Raw genomic sequence first — 19,223 nt, 5'->3', positions numbered from 1 at the left:
GAGATTTTTTGTGAGCGAACTCATTCGCGTACCTGACATCGGCAGCGGTGAAGGTGAAGTAATCGAACTGTTTGTGAAGGTCGGCGACCGTATCGAAGCCGACCAGAGCATCCTGACGCTGGAATCGGACAAGGCGAGCATGGAAGTTCCGGCGCCTAAAGCCGGCATCATCAAGAGCCTGAAAGTGAAGCTGGGCGATCGCCTGAAAGAAGGTGACGAGCTGCTGGAACTGGAAGTCGAGGGTGCCGCTGCCGCGGCGCCAGCGGCCGCCGCTCCGGCTGCCAAGGCCGAGGAAAAACCAGCTGCAGCGCCGGCTCCTGCCGCCCCTGCCGCTGCGCCTGCCGCCGCTTCGACCCAGCAGGTCCACGTGCCGGATATCGGTTCGTCGGGCAAGGCCCAGATCATCGAGATCCAGGTCAAGGTCGGCGACACCGTCGAGGCCGACCAGTCGCTGATCACCCTCGAATCCGACAAGGCCAGCATGGAAATCCCATCGCCAGCCGCTGGCGTGGTCGAGAGCATCAGCGTCAAGCTCAACGATGAAGTTGGCACCGGCGACCTGATCCTGGCCCTGAAAGTGGCGGGCGCTGCACCTGCTGCCGCTGCGCCTGCCCAGGCCGCTGCTCCGGCCGCTGCTGCTCCGGCACCGGCTGTCGCCCCAGTGGCCGACAGTGTTCAAGACATCCATGTCCCGGACATCGGTTCGGCCGGCAAGGCCAAGATCATCGAAGTCCTGGTCAAGGCTGGCGACAGCGTTGAAGCCGACCAGTCGCTGATCACCCTCGAGTCCGACAAGGCCAGCATGGAAATCCCATCGCCAGCCGCCGGCATCGTGGAAAGCGTTGCGATCAAGCTGGACGACGAAGTCGGTACCGGCGACCTGATCCTCAAGCTGAAGGTCAAAGGCGCAGCCCCGGCTGCCGCCAAGCCTGAAGCCGCTCCTGCGGCCGCAGCAGCGGCACCTGCTGCTCCAACTGCCGCCCCGGCCCAGCCGGGCGCGAAAGTTCACGCCGGCCCTGCCGTGCGTCAACTGGCGCGCGAGTTCGGCGTCGAGCTGAACGCGGTGAGCCCGAGCGGCCCGCACGGTCGCATCCTCAAGGAAGACGTGCAGGTTTACGTCAAGGCCATGATGCAGAAGGCCAAGGAAGCTCCGGCAGCTGCCGGCGCAACCGGTGGCGCGGGCATCCCGCCGATTCCGGTGGTGGACTTCAGCCGCTTCGGCGAGATCGAAGAAGTGCCGATGACCCGCCTGATGCAGGCTGGCGCGTCGAACCTGCATCGCAGCTGGTTGAACGTGCCTCACGTCACCCAGTTCGACTCGGCCGACATCACCGAGCTGGAAGCCTTCCGGATCGCCCAGAAAGCCGTCGCAGAGAAGGCTGGCGTCAAGCTGACCATCCTGCCGCTGCTGCTGAAATCCTGCGCGCACCTGCTCAAGGAACTGCCGGACTTCAACAGTTCGCTGGCGCCTAGCGGCAAAGCGATCATCCGCAAGAAGTACGTGAACATCGGCTTCGCGGTCGACACCCCGGACGGCCTGCTGGTACCGGTGATCAAGAACGTCGATCAGAAGAGCCTGCTGCAACTGGCTGCCGAAGCCGCTTCCCTGGCTGAAAAAGCCCGGACCAAGAAGCTCTCGGCGGACGACATGCAGGGCGCCTGCTTCACCATCTCCAGCCTCGGCCACATTGGCGGCACCGGCTTCACGCCGATCGTCAACGCACCGGAAGTGGCGATCCTCGGCGTTTCCAAGGCAACCATCCAGCCAGTCTGGGACGGCAAAGCCTTCCAGCCGAAGCTGATGCTGCCGCTGTCGCTGTCCTACGATCACCGTGTGATCAACGGCGCCGCCGCTGCACGCTTCACCAAGCGTCTGAGCGATCTGCTGGCGGATATCCGCACCATCCTGCTGTAAGACTCGGCCGGCTTCCCTGTCATGGGGAAGCCGGCCGCTGCACCCTTTTCGAGCGCCACGCTCGTACCTCAACCCCGTCGATTTGGCGGGGCTTTTTTTTGCCGAAAAATCGCTGTAACCAGCAGCCAAAGCCCGGTAAAACACCAGGAAATATTAGTTTTCAGAAATCTCTCGTTCTGCCGATAGATTCTTATAGCACTTAGCCTTCATCTCACTTGTCAGTCAGTGCCGCATGATGCAACCTTGCCGCAGGCAACAGTAAAGAGGGCGCGAGCCCGGCGCGATCAGCATTTACCAAGCGAGTTTCCCCATGAAAAGCCAACCCGATGCCGCCAGCCGTATGGTGGCCGAGGTAGTGACGCAGTTGCCCGTGCCCTCGCGGCTCGGCATGCTGCGTTTCGAACGGCTGAATGAAGCGAGCTGGGCCCTGCTGTTTCTCGACCCGAACTGTGAACGCCAATTCGGCCTGCCCGCCGTCGAGCTCTGTGCCCTGGTCGGCTCGCCCTATGCCAGCCTGATGGAACCGGAAGCCCGCTATCAGTTGCACGATGCGATCCAGCAGCAACTGACCCACAGCCCGCATTACCTGATTCGCTACACCCTGCACACCGCCAAGGGCTCACTCAGTCTGCTGGAGCTCGGCGAAGCCTACAAACAGCACAATCGACACCTGTTGCGTGGCTATTTCCTGGTGGTCGACGGTCTGCTCAGCGACGATCAACCGCTCTCCGCGCCCGACCTGGAAACCCAGAACAGCCGCCTGCAAATCGCCCTGGAACTCAACCAGCGTGCCCAGCAGGAACAACTCCAGCACCTCGAACGGGTGCGCGCCCAGCAAGACCTGATCCTGCTCCTGGCCCGCCAGCGCTACAGCACCAACAACCCCCTGCTGGAAGCCGCGGAGCTGATTACCCGCAGCGCCTGCGACATCTACGAAATCGACTGTGCCAGCATCTGGAACTTGGAAGACCAGTTGCTGGTGCCGATCTGCGCCTATCACCGCGACCTGCAGGAATACATCCTGCCGGAGGCGATCGACGCCAGCGATTTCCCCGACTACCTCGAAGCCCTGCACACCAGCCGGGCCATCGATGCGCACAACGCCATGCGCGACCCGCGCACCCGGGAAATGGCCGAAAGCCTGCGCCCGCGCAATATCAACGCCATGCTCGACGCCAGCATTCGCATCGACGGCCAGGTGGTCGGCGTGCTGTGCCTGGAGCAAGTGGGCAATACCCGCGCCTGGCAATCCGATGAAATCGCCTTTGCCGGCGAGTTGGCGGACCAGTTTGCCCAGGTCATCAACAACCACAACCGCCGTACCGCCACCAGCGCCCTGCACCTGTTCCAGCGGGCGGTCGAGCAAAGCGCCAACGCCTTTCTGCTGGTCAACTGCGACGGCGTGGTGGAATACGTCAACCCGAGTTTCACCGCGATCACCCAGTACAGCACCGAGGAAGTCCACGGCCATCGGCTGGCGGAACTGCCGGCGCTGGAGAACCTCAGCGAACTGCTGTTCGACGCGCCCTCCAGCCTGGCCAAGAGCAACAGCTGGCAAGGCGAGTTCAAGAGCCGGCGCAAGAACCTGGAGCCGTACTGGGGCCAGCTGTCGATCTCCAAGGTCTATGGCGACAACCGCGAACTGACCCACTACATCGGCATCTACGAAGACATCACCCAGACCAAGCTCGCCCAGCAGCGCATCGAGCGCCTGGCCTACACCGACAACCTGACCAACCTGGGCAACCGTCCGGCCTTCATCCGCAACCTCGACGAACGCTTCGCTCGCGACAGCGACAGCCCCATCAGCCTGCTGCTGGTGGACATCGACAACTTCAAGCGGATCAACGACAGCCTCGGCCACCAGACCGGCGACAAACTGCTGATCAGCCTGGCCCGGCGCCTGCGCAACAGCCTGAGCCCGAGCGGCAGCCTGGCGCGCTTCGCCAGTAACGAGTTCGCCGTGCTGCTGGACGACACCGACCTGGAAGCCGGCCAACAGATCGCCAGCCAACTGCTGATGACCCTCGACAAGCCGATGTTCGTCGATAACCAGCTCATCAGCGTCACCGGCTCCGTGGGCCTGGCCTGTGCGCCGCTGCACGGCCGCGACCCGCAGACCCTGATGCGCAACGCCGGCCTGGCGCTGCACAAGGCCAAGGCCAACGGCAAGCATCAGGTGCAGGTGTTTACCGAAGCCTTGAACGCCGAAGCCAGCTACAAGCTGTTCGTAGAAAACAACCTGCGTCGCGCCCTGACCCAGAACGAGCTGGACGTGTTCTACCAGCCCAAGCTGTGCCTGCGCAGCGGACGCCTGCTGGGCATGGAGGCGCTGCTGCGCTGGAACCATCCGGAAAAGGGCATGATCCGCCCGGACCAGTTCATCAGCGTCGCCGAAGAGACGGGCCTGATCATCCCGATCGGCAAATGGATCGCACGCCAGGCCTGTCGCATGAGCAAGCGGCTGACCGCCGCCGGCCTGGGCAACTTGCAGGTGGCGATCAACCTGTCGCCCAAGCAGTTCTCCGACCCGGACCTGGTGGCCTCCATCGCCAACATCCTCAAGGAAGAACAGCTGCCCGCTTCGCTGCTGGAGCTTGAGCTGACGGAGGGCCTGCTGCTGGAGGCCACCGAAGACACCCACCAGCAACTCGACCAGCTGAAAAAGCTTGGTCTGACCCTGGCCATGGACGACTTCGGCACCGGCTATTCGTCGCTGAGCTACCTGAAAAAATTCCCGATCGACATCATCAAGATCGATCGCAGCTTCATCCATGAAATCCCCGCCAACCAGGACGACATGGAAATCACTTCAGCGGTGATCGCCATGGCCCACAACCTGAAAATCCAGGTGGTGGCCGAGGGCATCGAAACTGCGGAGCAGTTGTCCTTCCTGCGCCGCCACCGCTGCGATGTCGGCCAGGGCTACCTGTTCGACCGGCCGATCCCCGGCTCGGAGCTGATCGACAAGCTCAAACGCTATCCGCGTGGCCCAATCGCCTGACAGCGCTGTAACACTCGGGCAAACTGCAAGTCTGGTTAATTACTCAATCCCACCCTGACTGAGAGGACTGATCATGGTTCTGCGCTCGGAAATTCTGGTGAACAAAAACGTGCTACCTACCAAAGAACAAGCTCTGCCTGGCCGCGAAACCCCGATGACCGTGCCAGCCGAACACTTCGTCAACGGCAACCCGCTGCTGGGCCCATTCCCGGGCAACGTGGAATTCGCCATCTTCGGCCTGGGTTGTTTCTGGGGTGCGGAACGCAAGTTCTGGCAGCGCGAGGGCGTGTTCAGCACGTCGGTGGGCTACGCCGGCGGCTTTACCCCGAACCCGACCTACGAAGAAGTCTGCTCGGGCCTGACCGGCCATAGCGAAGTGGTGCTGGTGGTCTACGAGCCGGAGAAAGTCAGCTACCAGGAACTGCTGGCGATGTTCTGGGAACTGCATAACCCGACCCAGGGCATGCGCCAGGGCAACGACATCGGCACCCAGTACCGCTCGGTGATCTATGCCACCAACCCGACCCAACTGGAGCAGGCCAAGGCCAGCGAAAAAGTGTTCCAGGCCGAGCTGACCAAGGCCGGGCTGGGCGCCATCACCACGGAAATCGAAGAAGCCCCGACCTTCTACTATGCCGAGGCCTACCACCAGCAGTACCTGGCGAAGAACCCGGAAGGCTACTGCGGGATCGGCGGCACCGGCGTGACCTGCCCGATCTGAAAACAGCTGTAAGCCTCTAGCGGCAAGCTGCAAGCGGTCCCGCTTCAGCTTGCGGCTTGCCGCTTGTAGCTAGCCCCTGCTACTCAGCGATCAGCCAATCCATCTGCCAGCCGCCCTGGGTCTGGCCCAGTTTCTGCGCCAGCCACGGCAGCAGCTCGCGCAACTCCTCTTCCAGCCCCCACGGCGGGTTGGCAATCGCCAGGCCCGAGCCGTTCAGGCTGTTGGGAGTGTCCAGCGGATGCACCAGCAACTCCACACGCAAAAGCTTCGGCGCGCCGGTACCGGCCAGGTCCTGGTAGAAGCGGCGTAGCGCCCGCTGATCCTTGACCGGGTACCAGATGGCCGCCACGGTCTGGCGCATCCGGCCGATGGCTTCTTTCAGCGACGCGGCGCAACGCTGCATCTCGTCGAGCTGTTCGAACGGAGGGTCGATCAGCATCACCGCGCGCTTCTCGGCCACCGGCAACAGCGCCCGCGCCACATGCCAGCCCTCGCCCAGGTGGACCGCCACCCGGCGATCGCCCTTCATGTTGTCCTTGAGCAGCAACCCGTCTTCCGGGTGCTTTTCGTTGAGCAGCACCCGGTCCTGGGGGCGGGTCAGGCGCCGCGCCAGCTCGGGCGAACCCGGGTAATAACGCAGCTCGCCATCGGGGTTCATCTTGTGCAGCACCGCCATGTAGTCGGCGGTCAGCGCTGGCAGGTCCTGCTCGCCCCACAGGCGCGCGATGCCTTCCAGGTACTCGCCGGTACGGTTGGCCTGATCGCCCTGGAGGTCGTACAGGCCGATGCCGGCATGGCTGTCGAGGTAGGCGAACGGCTGCTCCTTGCGCGACATCAGGGCGATGAGGCGGGTCAGGGTCAGGTGTTTGAAGACGTCGGCGTGGTTGCCGGCGTGGAAGGCGTGACGATAGTTCATGGTTGCTCCTGCGCAGGGGGCGAAGTTTACCCTGTGCCACGGCCGGCGTCAGGTCGCGTCAGGAACGTCCATGGCGCAAACGCGCCCACAAAAAAAGCCCGCATCCCAGGGAATGCGGGCTTTTCGAGTCACTGCAAGGGCGCCGCCTCAGCGGCTCCCGATCAGTGGTTGAGCTTGAAGTCTTTCTCGGCCGCTTCGAAACGCTGGACCATGCCAGCGCTCGGTGCGCTCATCTTGCTCACCAGCAGGATGGCCACGCTGGCGAAGATGAAGCCCGGGATGATTTCGTACAGGCCCAGCAGGTTGAAGTGCTTCCACAGGATCACGGTCACGGCACCGACGATGATGCCGGCCAGCGCGCCGTCGCGGGTCATGCCTTTCCACAGTACCGAGATCAGCACCACAGGGCCGAAGGCCGCACCGAAACCGGCCCAGGCGTAGCTGACCAGGCCCAGTACGCGGTTTTCCGGGTTGGCGGCCATGGCGATAGCGACCAGGGCGACCACCAGAACCATGGCACGACCGACCCACACCAGTTCCAACTGGGAAGCATGTTTACGCAGGAAGGCCTTGTAGAAGTCCTCGGTCAGGGCACTGGAGCACACCAGCAGTTGGCAGCTCAAAGTACTCATCACTGCCGCCAGGATGGCCGACAGCAGCACACCGGCCAGCCAAGGGTTGAAGAGGATCTTCGCCAGTTCGATGAACACCCGCTCGTGGTTCTCGGTCACGGGACCGGCCACTTCCGGGTGCGCCGAGAAGTAGGCGATACCGAAGAAGCCCACGGCCACGGTGCCGCCCAGGCACAGGATCATCCAGGTCATGGAGATGCGGCGGGCGTTGGCGATCGACTTGACCGAGTCCGCGGCCATGAAGCGCGCCAGGATGTGCGGTTGGCCGAAGTAGCCCAGGCCCCAGCCCATCAGCGAGATGATGCCGATGAAGGTGGTGTTTTTCAGCATGTCGAAGTTGCTTGGGTCCTGGGCTTCGATCGCCAGGAAGGTGGTGTCGACGCCACCGGTGGCCAGCAGCACGATGATCGGTGTCAGCAGCAGGGCGAAGATCATCAGGGTGGCTTGCACGGTGTCGGTCCAGCTCACTGCCAGGAAACCACCGACGAAGGTGTAGGCGATGGTCGCCGCGGCACCGGCCCACAGCGCGGTCTCGTAGGGCATGCCGAAGGTGCTTTCGAACAGACGGGCACCGGCGACGATGCCGGAAGCGCAGTAAATGGTGAAGAACACCAGGATCACGATCGCGGAGATGATCCGCAGCAGCCCGCTCTTGTCCTCGAAGCGGCTGGAGAAGTAGTCCGGCAGCGTCAATGCATCGCCGTTGTGTTCGGTTTGTACTCGCAGACGACCGGCGACGAACAGCCAGTTCAGGTAGGCACCGACGATCAGGCCGATGGCGATCCAGCTCTCGGACAGGCCGGACATGTAGATGGCGCCCGGCAGGCCCATCAACAACCAGCCACTCATGTCGGAAGCACCGGCGGAAAGCGCGGTCACCACGCTACCCAGGCTGCGGCCACCGAGGATGTAGTCAGAGAGGTTGTTGGTCGAGCGATAGGCCATGAAGCCGATCAGCACCATAGCTGCGATGTAGATCACGAACGTGATCAAGGTTGGATTGCTTGCACTCATTGAGTTACGCCCTGGCTTTGTTTTTATGTAGCGGCGGTCAGCACCACCGCTATCAAACGGCTACGTTTGAGAGACGACTTGGTACTCCGCGCATTTATGACTGATGTTTCCCCAGGAAAGCCATCAGCCGATGAACCGGTCGCGAGGACCGGTTGCACCTTGGGCGCGAATGCTATTCAACAACTCAAAGAAGGTGCAACCTGTTTCGTGAGAATAAGTTGCACCTAAGCGATTTTTCCGGCGAACGCCCTGTTTTTGCTCCTTTTTGGAGCAAAAACCCATCGCAACCGAATTAAAAGCACCAAGCAGAAGCGCCGCCCCGGGACCGGAAATTAATTCCTGATGAACTGCCAATTATTCCGATAAAAAACAGGTTGCACCCGGTTGCACCTCTTTCGGCGCGCGGCTAATCTTGCCGCCAGCTGATGCCACGCAACCGTGGTAAACATGAGGATAAAAATATGGCTACCACCACCCTTGGGGTCAAACTCGACGACCCGACCCGCGAACGCCTGAAGGCCGCCGCGACCTCGATCGATCGCACGCCGCACTGGCTGATCAAGCAGGCAATTTTCAATTACCTGGAAAAACTCGAGGGTGGTGCAACCCTGACCGAGCTGAGCGGTTCGACCCGCACCGACGGCGATGACGCCGGCGAAGTGCAAAGCGACCACGCCCACCAGTGCTTCCTCGAATTCGCCGAAAGCATCCTGCCGCAATCGGTGCTGCGCGCTTCGATCACTGCCGCTTACCGTCGTCCGGAACCGGAAGTGGTACCAATGCTGCTGGAGCAGGCGCGCCTGCCGGCCACCATGGCCGAAGCCACCAACAAGCTGGCCGCGACCATCGCCGAAAAACTGCGCAACCAGAAGAGCGCCGGCGGCCGTGCCGGTATCGTCCAGGGCCTGCTGCAGGAGTTCTCCCTGTCGTCCCAGGAAGGCGTGGCCCTGATGTGCCTGGCCGAAGCCCTGCTGCGGATTCCGGACAAAGGCACCCGTGACGCGCTGATCCGCGACAAGATCAGCACCGGCAACTGGCAGCCGCACCTGGGCAACAGCCCGTCGCTGTTCGTCAACGCCGCCACGTGGGGTCTGCTGCTTACCGGCAAGCTTGTGTCTACGCACAATGAGGCCGGCCTGACCTCGTCCCTGAGCCGCATCATCGGCAAGAGCGGCGAGCCGATGATCCGCAAGGGCGTCGACATGGCCATGCGCCTGATGGGCGAGCAGTTCGTCACCGGCGAAACCATCGCCGAAGCCCTGGCCAACGCCAGCAAGTTCGAAGCCAAGGGCTTCCGTTACTCCTACGACATGCTCGGCGAAGCGGCACTGACCGAGCACGACGCGCAGAAATACCTGGCGTCCTACGAGCAGGCCATCCACTCGATCGGCAAGGCTTCCCACGGTCGCGGCATCTATGAAGGCCCGGGCATCTCGATCAAGCTCTCGGCCCTGCACCCGCGCTACAGCCGCGCCCAGTACGAGCGCGTGATGGACGAGCTGTACCCGCGCCTGCTGTCGCTGACCCTGCTGGCCAAGCAATACGACATCGGCCTGAACATCGACGCCGAAGAAGCCGACCGCCTGGAGCTGTCGCTGGATCTGCTCGAGCGCCTGTGCTTCGAGCCGCAACTGACCGGCTGGAACGGTATTGGCTTTGTGATCCAGGCCTACCAGAAGCGCTGCCCGTACGTGATCGACTACGTGATCGACCTGGCGCGCCGCAGCCGTCACCGCCTGATGATCCGCCTGGTGAAAGGCGCCTACTGGGACAGCGAGATCAAGCGCGCCCAGGTCGAAGGCCTGGAAGGCTATCCGGTCTATACCCGCAAGGTGTACACCGACGTTTCCTATATCGCCTGCGCCCGCAAGCTGCTGTCGGTACCGGAAGTCATCTACCCGCAGTTCGCCACCCACAACGCCCACACCCTGTCGGCCATCTACCACATCGCCGGTCAGAACTATTACCCGGGCCAGTACGAGTTCCAGTGCCTGCACGGCATGGGCGAACCGCTGTACGAACAGGTTGTCGGCAAGGTCGCCGACGGCAAGCTGAACCGTCCGTGCCGCGTGTACGCACCGGTCGGCACCCACGAAACCCTGCTGGCCTACCTGGTACGCCGCCTGCTGGAAAACGGCGCCAACACCTCGTTCGTCAACCGCATCGCCGACCAGTCGATCTCCATCCAGGAACTGGTGGCCGACCCGGTCAGCCAGATCGAGCAGATGGCGACCCTGGAAGGTGGCTTCGGCCTGCCGCACCCGCGCATTCCATTGCCGCGCGACCTGTACGGCAGCGAGCGCGCCAACTCCGCCGGCATCGACATGGCCAACGAACACCGCCTGGCGTCGCTGTCCTGTGCCCTGCTGGCCACCGCCCACAACCACTGGAAAGCCGCGCCGATGCTCGGTTGCGCTTCCAGCAGCGAAACCCCGGCGCAGGTCTTGAACCCATCCGATCACCGCGACGTGGTCGGCCATGTCCAGGAAGCCACGGTCGAAGACGTCGACAACGCCATCCAGTGCGCGCTGAACGCCGCGCCGATCTGGCAGGCCACGCCGCCGGCCGAGCGCGCCGCGATCCTCGAACGCGCCGCCGACCTGATGGAAGGCGAGATCCAGCCGCTGATGGGCCTGCTGGCCCGCGAAGCCGGCAAGACCTTCGCCAACGCCATCGCCGAAGTGCGTGAAGCCGTGGATTTCCTGCGCTACTACGCGGTGCAGGCACGCAACGATTTCAGCAACGACGCTCACCGCCCGCTGGGCCCGGTGGTCTGCATCAGCCCGTGGAACTTCCCGCTGGCCATCTTCAGTGGCCAGGTGGCCGCCGCCTTGGCCGCCGGTAACCCGGTACTGGCCAAGCCGGCCGAACAGACGCCGCTGGTCGCCGCGCAAGCCGTGCGCCTGATGCTCGAAGCCGGCATTCCGGAAGGCGTACTGCAACTGCTGCCGGGCCGTGGCGAAACCGTCGGTGCCCGCCTGGTGGGCGACGATCGGGTCAAAGGCGTGATGTTCACCGGCTCCACCGAGGTCGCGCGCCTGCTGCAACGCAACATCGCCGGCCGCCTGGACGCCCAGGGCCGACCAATCCCGCTGATCGCCGAAACCGGTGGCCAGAACGCGATGATCGTCGACTCCTCGGCCCTGACCGAACAAGTGGTGATCGACGTCGTTTCCTCGGCCTTCGACAGTGCCGGCCAGCGTTGCTCGGCCCTGCGCGTACTGTGCCTGCAGGAAGACTCCGCCGACCGCGTGATCGAAATGCTCAAGGGCGCCATGGCAGAAAGCCGCCTGGGCAACCCCGAGCGCCTGTCCGTGGACATCGGCCCGGTGATCGACGCCGAAGCCAAGGCCGGCATCGAGAAACACATCCAGACAATGCGCGACAAAGGCCGCAGCGTGTATCAGGTGGCGATCGCCGAGGGCGAAGAAATCAAGCGCGGCACCTTCGTGATGCCGACCCTGATCGAGCTGGAAAGCTTCGACGAGCTGCAACGGGAAATCTTCGGTCCAGTGCTGCACGTGGTGCGCTACAAGCGCAAGGACATCGACCAGTTGATCGCGCAGATCAACGCTTCCGGCTACGGCCTGACCCTGGGCGTGCACACCCGCATCGACGAGACCATCGCCAAGGTGATCGACAACGTCAACGCCGGTAACGTCTACGTCAACCGCAACATCGTCGGTGCCGTGGTCGGCGTGCAGCCGTTCGGCGGCGAAGGCCTGTCGGGTACCGGTCCGAAAGCCGGTGGCCCGCTGTACCTGTACCGCCTGCTGTCGACCCGTCCGACCGACGCCATCGAGCAGTCGTTCGCCCGTGGCGACGCCCTGAACGCACCGGACGTGCGCCTGCGCGATGCCATGAGCAAGCCGCTGAGCGCCCTGCAAGCCTGGGCCGACAGCAACAAGCTGGCGGACCTCGGCGCCCTGTGCGCGCAGTTCGCGGCGCAGTCGCAGAGCGGTGTCACCCGCGTCCTGGCCGGCCCGACCGGCGAACGCAACAGCTACGCCATCCTGCCGCGCGAGCACGTGCTGTGCCTGGCGGAAGTCGAAGGCGACCTGCTGAGCCAACTGGCTGCCGTCCTGGCCGTGGGTGGTTCGGCGGTATGGCCGGAAGGCGAGCCGGGCAAGGCGCTCTACGCCCGGCTGCCGAAGGAAGTGCAAGCGCGCATCCAGCGCGTGGCTGACTGGACCAAGGACGAAGTGGTATTCGATGCGGTCCTGCATCACGGCCACTCCGACCAGCTGCGCGCGGTCTGCCAGCAAGTGGCCAAGCGTGCCGGCGCCATCGTCGGGGTTCATGGCCTGTCGCAAGGCGAAACCGCGATTGCCCTGGAACGCCTGGTGATCGAACGCGCCTTGAGCGTCAACACCGCGGCGGCCGGTGGTAACGCCAGTCTGATGACCATCGGCTGAGGCCGCTAGTCAGCTGCATAAAAGGGCGCCTTTACCGGCGCCCTTTTTTTGTCCGGAGTTTTTCTGCGCCTGACAGATCGCTATCGCGGGCAAGCCTCGCTCCTACAGAACAACACAGCTTCTGTAGGAGCGAGCGGGCGGGCGGCGATCCGACTTGCCCGCGATGGCGTTGTAACGGACACAGCCTGGCCTCCCATTTGGCACCTTTATCACCCTCATCAATCTTGCTATCCAGGGTTTATTCACCCGCCTAGACTCGATTCATTCCCTATAAAACAGGTAGGCCGCCATGTCCGAGACGTTGCTCAGTTCCCGCAATCTGGCTTTCGAGCTGTATGAAGTCCTCGATGCCGAGGGCCTGACCCAGCGTGAGCGGTTCGCCGAGCACAACCGGGAAACCTTCGACGCCGCCCTTGGCACCGCGCGCAGCATTGCGGAGAAGTTCTTCGCCCCGCACAACCGCAAGGGCGATGAAAACGAGCCACGTTATGAAGACGGCAAGGCGGTCCTGATTCCGGAAGTGAAACCCGCGGTCGACGCCTTTCTCGAAGCCGGTTTCCTCAACGCCGCGCGCAGCTTCGAGGCGGGCGGCATGCAGTTGCCGACGCTGTTGTCCCAGGCCTGCTTCGCTCACTTCCAGGCGGCCAACGCGGCCTCCACTTCCTACCCCTTCCTGACCATGGGCGCGGCCAACCTGATCGAAAGCTTCGGCACCGCCGAGCAGAAGCAGCGCTTCCTGCAACCGATGATCGACGGGCGCTTCTTCGGCACCATGGCCCTGACCGAGCCCCATGCCGGCTCGTCGCTGTCGGATATCCGCACCCGCGCCGAACCGGCGGCGGACGGCACCTATCGGCTCAAGGGCAACAAGATCTTCATCTCCGGCGGCGATCACCCGCTGTCGGAGAACATCGTGCACATGGTGCTGGCCAAGCTGCCGGACGCGCCGGCCGGGGTGAAGGGCATTTCACTGTTTATCGTGCCCAAGTTCCTGGTCAACGACGACGGCAGCCTGGGCCCGCGCAACGACGTGCTGCTGGCCGGGCTGTTCCACAAGATGGGCTGGCGCGGCACCACCTCCACGGCGCTGAACTTCGGCGATAACGGGGAGTGTGTCGGCTATCTGGTGGGCAAGCCGCACCACGGCCTGAGCTACATGTTCCAGATGATGAACGAGGCGCGGATCGGCGTCGGCATGGGCGCGGTGATGCTCGGTTACGCCGGCTACCTGTACTCCCTGGAATACGCCCGCGAACGCCCGCAAGGCCGCCTGCCGGACAGCAAGGACCCGACTACCGCGCCGGTGTCGATCGTCCAGCACGCCGACGTCAAGCGCATGCTGCTGACCCAGAAGGCCTATGTCGAAGGCGCCTTCGACCTGGGCCTGTACGCTGCGCGTCTGTTCGACGACACCACCACCCTGGCCACCGAGGATGAGCGCAAACAGGCCCACGAACTGCTGGACCTGCTGACGCCCATCGTCAAATCCTGGCCCTCGGAGTTCTGCCTGAAGGCCAACGAACTGGCGATCCAGATCCTCGGCGGCCACGGCTACACCCGTGAATACCCGGTGGAACAGTATTACCGCGACAATCGCCTGAACCCGATCCATGAAGGCACCCACGGAATCCAGTCCCTGGACCTGCTGGGGCGCAAGCTGGCGCAGAACGGCGGTGCCGGCCTCAAGCAACTGATTCGCCTGATCGCCGACACCAGCGAGCGGGCCCAGGCCCACGATGCCCTGACAGCACTGCGCCAACCGCTGGAAAAACTGGTGGCGCGCCTGCAAGGCGTGACCATCGGCCTGCTCACCGACCTGGCCCAGGGCAAGGTCAACAGCAGCCTGGCCAACTCGGCGCTGTACCTGAAAGCCTTCGGTCATACGGTGATCGGTTGGCGCTGGCTGGAACAGGCGATTCGCGCACAGGAGGGCCTGGCCAGGGGCAACGCGGCGGATGTGGGTTTCTACAAGGGCAAGCTGCAGGCGGCGCGTTACTTCCTGACCTGGGAAGTGCCGGCCTGTCATCACGAACTGGACTTGCTGGAAGCGCGGGACGATACCTGCCTGAGCATGCAGGACGAGTGGTTCTGAAGCGCTAAAAGCATCGCGAGCAATCGAGCGCCGCTCGGCTGCTCGCGAAAACAATCAGTCCGACACAACCGCAACGGCGTTGCAGGTTGTGGGTAAATCCATCAGTTCTGGCTGATGGTCTTGGAGATCACTTCGACCGTGGCGCTGACTTGCTCTTGGTAACGGTCGAGCTCCTGCTGATGACGCTTTTGCATTTCCAGCTGCTGGGAGCACAGGTTCATCGCCGCCAGCACCAGCAAGCGGTCACCGATCAGCGTCGGGTATTTCTTCTTGGTCTCGGCCAGGGTGGCCTTCAGCATCAACGCGGCATCCAGCAGGGTCTGCTCTTCCCCGGCCGGCGCCTTGATCGAATAGTCCTCACCGAGAATCGAGACGACTTTTACCCCGTCGGCACCCTGCCTCATGCGCTGACAGGACCGGCGCTGACGCGCTCGACCAGGGCCTGGATACGGGCCGCGGTAGCGCCTTGCTTCTCTTCCTGTTCCATCAGGCTCAGTTGCAGACTTTCGTTCTCATCCTTGGCCTGGGCCAGTTCTGCCTTGAGGGTTTCGTTCGTGCCCGACAGCTCCTGGTTCTGTTGCACCAGGTCACTGACAAGCTGTTCCAATTGGCTTAGGGATGCTTCCAACATTTTGATGTTCCGAGCTTTTTTCAAAGGGCGCGTACGATAAAGAAAAGTCACCCTGGATGCCAGGGTTATCCCGGCGCAACGCCTTGATTTGCCTGGCGGGTGACCTTGCCTGCGAACTTTAAAGACTGTCATTCCCCCATCTGGTTCCTGACACTTCGTCGCTCATCAGATCTTTCTGAAACTCTCGCCCCCGCTTCAAGAATCCATTTTTCCGCGCGATAGGTCAGGTGAGCCCTATCAACCACCGCGGCATGGATTGCGCATTCTCGAGGTAGATCCCCATGTCTCTTCGCAACATGAACATCGCACCGAGGGCATTTCTCGGCTTTGCATTCATCGGCTGCCTGATGCTGTTCCTGGGCATTTTCGCCCTGAACCAGATGAGCAAGATTCGCGCGGCGACCGTCACCATTTCCACCGACAACATGCCCAGCATCCAGAGCATCGACGAGTTCACCCAGCAGATGCTGCGGCTGCAGGTACTGTCCTATCGCCTGGTGATCAACCGCGGTCCCGAGGTGCAGGCCAAGACCCGCGAGTCGCTGGAGCTGGGCAACCAGCAGATCGAAAAGATCCGCACCACCTATGAAAAGCTGGTCAGCAGCCCGGAGGAGAGCGAGGCCTACGACCACTACCTCAAGCTGCTGGCCGAATACCGCAAGCTCGAGGAGCGCATCAAAGAGCTGTCGCGCAACAATCAGCTGGGTGAACTGCAAGAGATGCTGAACAACGAGCTGATGAAGAACTCGCAGCAGATCAACAAGGTTCTGAACCAGCTGGTGCAGATCAACAGCCAGCGCTCCCATGACGCCAACGAACAAGCCGCCGAGGAATACGCTTCGGCGTTCAACCTGGTGGTCGCCCTGCTGGTCCTGTCCACCACTCTGACAGTGGTGTTTGCCTGGTTGCTGACCCGCAGCATTACCCAGCCCATCGCCAACGCCTTGCATGCCGCGGAACACATCGCCGAAGGCGACCTCACCCAAAGCATCCAGGTCAACGGGCGCGACGAACCCGGGCGCCTGTTGCAGGCCATGGCGACCATGCAGGAAAAACTGCGCCAGACCCTGCTGCATATTTCCGGCTCCGCCAGCCAGCTGGCCTCGGCCGCGGAAGAGCTGAACAGCGTCACCGACGAAAGCGCCCGCGGCCTGACCCAGCAGAACAACGAAATCGAACAGGCGGCCACCGCCGTGAACGAAATGACCTGCGCCGTCGAGGAAGTCGCGCGCAACGCCGTGAGTACCGCCGAGGCCTCGAACGACGCCACCCAATCGGCCAGCGAAGGCCGCAACCTGGTGCAGGAAACCGTCAGCGCCATAGAGCTCATGAGCAGCGAAGTGCAGAGCTCGGCCAACAGGATCAGCGAGCTGGCCGAGGAGTCGCGGGACATCGGCAAGGTGCTGGACGTGATCCGCGGCCTGGCCGACCAGACCAACCTGCTGGCCTTGAACGCCGCGATAGAAGCCGCCCGGGCCGGCGATGCAGGGCGCGGTTTCGCCGTGGTCGCCGACGAAGTGCGCGCCCTGGCCTACCGCACCCAACAGTCCACCAGCGAAATCGAACGCATGATCGGCAGCATCCAGAGCGGCACCGAACACGCCGTCGAGTCGATGCGCACCAGCACCGAGCGCGCCGACTCGACCCTGAGCATCGCCCGTGGTGCCGGTGGTGCCCTGGACACCATCAACACCGCGGTCAACGAGATCAACGAGCGCAACCTGGTCATCGCCAGCGCCGCCGAGGAACAGGCCCTGGTAGCCCGTGAAGTGGATCGCAACCTGGTGAACATCCGCGACCTGTCGGTGCAATCGGCCACCGGCGCCAACCAGACCAGCGACGCCAGCCACGAGCTGTCACGCCTGGCCGTGGACCTGAACAGCATGGTGGCGCGGTTCACGCTGTAGTCCGCCAACAGCTCCGATCGCCGCCGACGCCAGCCGCTACGGATCGCCATGAAGTCCGTCAGCGGTCGGCGCCAGGCGACGTTTTTTCGCCGCCTGTAAACAGGCGCAAAAGCTTTTTGACAGCATCGTATTTCAACAGGTTAGAATCGCTGGCACGCAGACTGCATGGTCAGTTTGTGCCCGCCTTTCCGTTTCTGGAGTACAGCCTTTGAATGCAACGACCATCAACAGCCTGTTCTTGATCGGCGCGTTGCTGGTAGGTGCGAGCATTCTTGTAAGTTCCCTTTCGTCCCGCCTCGGTATCCCGATTCTGGTGATCATCCTGGCCGTGGGCATGGCCGCTGGCGTCGACGGCGGCGGCATCATTTTCAACAACTACCCGACCGCCTACCTGGTGGGCAACCTCGCGCTCGCGGTGATCCTTCTCGACGGCGGCCTGCGCACCCGGGTCTCGAGCTTCCGCGTGGCTTTGTGGCCCGCCTTGTCGCTGGCCACCGTCGGCGTGATGATCACCACCGGCCTGACCGGCATGGCGGCCGCCTGGCTGTTCGACCTGAACCTGATCCAGGGCCTGCTGATCGGCGCCATCGTCGGCTCCACCGACGCCGCGGCGGTGTTCTCGCTGCTGGGCGGCAAGGGCCTGAACGAACGGGTCACCGCCAGCCTGGAGATCGAGTCGGGCAGTAACGACCCGATGGCGGTGTTCCTCACCGTGACCCTGATCGACATGCTCGCCAGCGGCCAGACCGGCCTGCACTGGAGCCTGCTGGGGCATCTGCTGCGCGAGTTCGGCATCGGCGGCCTGGTCGGCCTGGGCGGCGGCTGGCTGATGCTGCAACTGGTGAACCGCATCAACCTGGCCACCGGCCTGTACCCGATCCTGGTGATCGCCGGCGGCCTGGTGGTCTTCGCCCTGACCAACGCCCTGCATGGCAGCGGCTTCCTCGCGGTGTACCTGTGCGGCCTGGTGATCGGCAACCGCCCGGTGCGCAGCCGGCACGGCATCCTGCACATGCTCGACGGCATGGCCTGGCTGTCGCAGATCGGCATGTTCCTGGTACTCGGCCTGCTGGTCACGCCCCACGACCTGCTGCCCATCGCCCTGCCGGCGCTGGGCCTGGCGCTGTGGATGATCCTGTTCGCCCGTCCGCTGTCGGTAATGGTCGGCCTGTTGCCGTTCAAGGCCTTCCACGGGCGCGAGAAAGCCTTTATTTCCTGGGTCGGCCTGCGCGGTGCGGTCCCGATCATTCTCGCGGTGTTCCCGCTGATGGCCGGGCTGCCCGAGGCCCAGCTGTACTTCAACCTGGCCTTCTTTATCGTGCTGGTGTCCCTGCTGGTGCAAGGCACCAGCCTGCCGTGGGTCGCCAAGCTGCTGAAAGTCACGGTGCCACCGGAGCCGGCGCCAATCTCCCGCGCCGCCCTGGAAGTGCATGTCACCAGCGAATGGGAGCTGTTCGTCTACCGCCTCGGCGCGGAAAAATGGTGCATCGGCGCAGCGTTGCGCGAGCTGAAAATGCCCGAAGGCACTCGTATCGCCGCCCTGTTTCGTCACCATCAACTGCTCCATCCGTCGGGTAGTACGGTGCTGGAAGCCGATGATTTGCTCTGCGTCATCGGCCATGAACACAACCTGCCGGCCCTCGGAAAACTCTTCAGCCAGGCACCGCAACGGGGCCTCGATCTGCGCTTCTTCGGCGACTTCGTTCTCGAAGGCGACGCCCAGCTGGGCGCGGTTTCGGCGCTGTACGGGCTGAAGCTCGAAGGGCTCGATCCGGACATGCCGCTGAGCCGCTTCATCACCCAGAAAGTGGGGGGCGCTCCGGTGGTCGGCGACCAGGTGGAATGGAACAACACCATCTGGACCGTTGCCGTGATGGAGGGGAACAAGATCAGCAAAGTGGGCGTCAGATTCCCCGAAGGAAGTCGCCCGGGCCCCGGGCTCTTCCTCTAAACTGCCTAACTTCTCATCCAGCTTG

General features: G+C 63.2%; 11 protein-coding genes and 1 pseudogene. 8 read left to right on the top strand and 4 right to left on the bottom strand.

Going from position 1 to position 19,223, the window contains the following annotated elements; all coding sequences use genetic code 11:
- Positions 1-10 precede the first annotated feature (10 nt).
- The 3 genes from aceF to msrA all read left to right on the top strand — a co-directional run bounded on the left by aceF (position 11) and on the right by msrA (position 5,640).
- On the top strand, positions 11-1,915 hold the full coding sequence (gene aceF, locus J4D52_RS00400) for a dihydrolipoyllysine-residue acetyltransferase (protein ID WP_063427951.1): 1,905 nt from the start codon (positions 11-13) through the stop codon (positions 1,913-1,915).
- A gap of 310 nt (positions 1,916-2,225) precedes the next feature.
- Positions 2,226-4,919, top strand: a complete 2,694-nt coding sequence (locus J4D52_RS00395) for a bifunctional diguanylate cyclase/phosphodiesterase (protein ID WP_025808134.1) — start codon at positions 2,226-2,228, stop codon at positions 4,917-4,919.
- A 73-nt stretch (positions 4,920-4,992) separates the two neighbouring features.
- Positions 4,993-5,640 carry a peptide-methionine (S)-S-oxide reductase MsrA gene (gene msrA, locus J4D52_RS00390; protein WP_007926804.1) on the top strand — a complete coding sequence of 216 codons (648 nt, stop codon included), beginning with the start codon at positions 4,993-4,995 and terminating at the stop codon, positions 5,638-5,640.
- Positions 5,641-5,719: 79 nt separating this feature from the next.
- Here the strand turns inward: msrA and J4D52_RS00385 are convergent, their stop codons facing one another.
- Both J4D52_RS00385 and putP read right to left on the bottom strand, forming a co-directional pair.
- Positions 5,720-6,556 (bottom strand): 23S rRNA (adenine(2030)-N(6))-methyltransferase RlmJ, encoded by an 837-nt coding sequence (locus J4D52_RS00385; RefSeq protein WP_053268078.1) that lies wholly within the window; start codon positions 6,554-6,556, stop codon positions 5,720-5,722.
- A 161-nt stretch (positions 6,557-6,717) separates the two neighbouring features.
- A complete protein-coding gene (gene putP / locus J4D52_RS00380) occupies positions 6,718-8,202 on the bottom strand; it encodes a sodium/proline symporter PutP (RefSeq protein WP_025808137.1) in 1,485 nt (494 codons plus the stop codon).
- 461 nt (positions 8,203-8,663) lie between these two features.
- On the opposite strand from putP, the gene putA reads away from it, so the two are divergent.
- On the top strand, positions 8,664-12,617 hold the full coding sequence (gene putA, locus J4D52_RS00375) for a trifunctional transcriptional regulator/proline dehydrogenase/L-glutamate gamma-semialdehyde dehydrogenase (protein WP_102675929.1): 3,954 nt from the start codon (positions 8,664-8,666) through the stop codon (positions 12,615-12,617).
- A 289-nt stretch (positions 12,618-12,906) separates the two neighbouring features.
- Positions 12,907-14,709, top strand: a complete 1,803-nt coding sequence (locus J4D52_RS00370) for an acyl-CoA dehydrogenase (RefSeq protein ID WP_102675928.1) — start codon at positions 12,907-12,909, stop codon at positions 14,707-14,709.
- A 101-nt stretch (positions 14,710-14,810) separates the two neighbouring features.
- On the opposite strand, the gene J4D52_RS00365 is transcribed toward J4D52_RS00370, so the two are convergent.
- Entirely contained in the window at positions 14,811-15,113 is a 303-nt protein-coding gene (locus J4D52_RS00365; protein WP_009041856.1) for a cell division protein ZapA, read from the bottom strand.
- Positions 15,110-15,340, bottom strand: coding sequence for a hypothetical protein (locus J4D52_RS00360; RefSeq protein WP_007926810.1), 231 nt, complete (start codon positions 15,338-15,340; stop codon positions 15,110-15,112). Before J4D52_RS00360 ends, J4D52_RS00365 begins: the two co-directional genes overlap by 4 nt.
- A gap of 281 nt (positions 15,341-15,621) precedes the next feature.
- Between J4D52_RS00360 and J4D52_RS30675 the strand changes: the two are divergent.
- The 3 genes and pseudogenes from J4D52_RS30675 to J4D52_RS00350 form a co-directional block, all read left to right on the top strand.
- Positions 15,622-16,392 (top strand): annotated as a pseudogene (locus J4D52_RS30675) (MCP four helix bundle domain-containing protein); the annotation flags it as partial.
- Positions 16,375-17,247 (top strand): methyl-accepting chemotaxis protein, encoded by an 873-nt coding sequence (locus J4D52_RS30670; RefSeq protein WP_371860262.1) that lies wholly within the window; start codon positions 16,375-16,377, stop codon positions 17,245-17,247. The pseudogene J4D52_RS30675 and the gene J4D52_RS30670, both read left to right, overlap by 18 nt.
- 208 nt (positions 17,248-17,455) lie before the next feature.
- Entirely contained in the window at positions 17,456-19,198 is a 1,743-nt protein-coding gene (locus tag J4D52_RS00350) for a potassium/proton antiporter (RefSeq protein WP_025808144.1), read from the top strand.
- Positions 19,199-19,223: the final 25 nt, after the last annotated feature.

The sequence above is a fragment of the Pseudomonas sp. GW460-12-10-14-TSB1 genome, from assembly GCF_017349775.1.
GTDB lineage: Bacteria > Pseudomonadota > Gammaproteobacteria > Pseudomonadales > Pseudomonadaceae > Aquipseudomonas > Aquipseudomonas piscium.
Note: the sequence above shows the minus strand (reverse complement) of the source record. Positions and strands in the feature narration are given on the sequence as shown.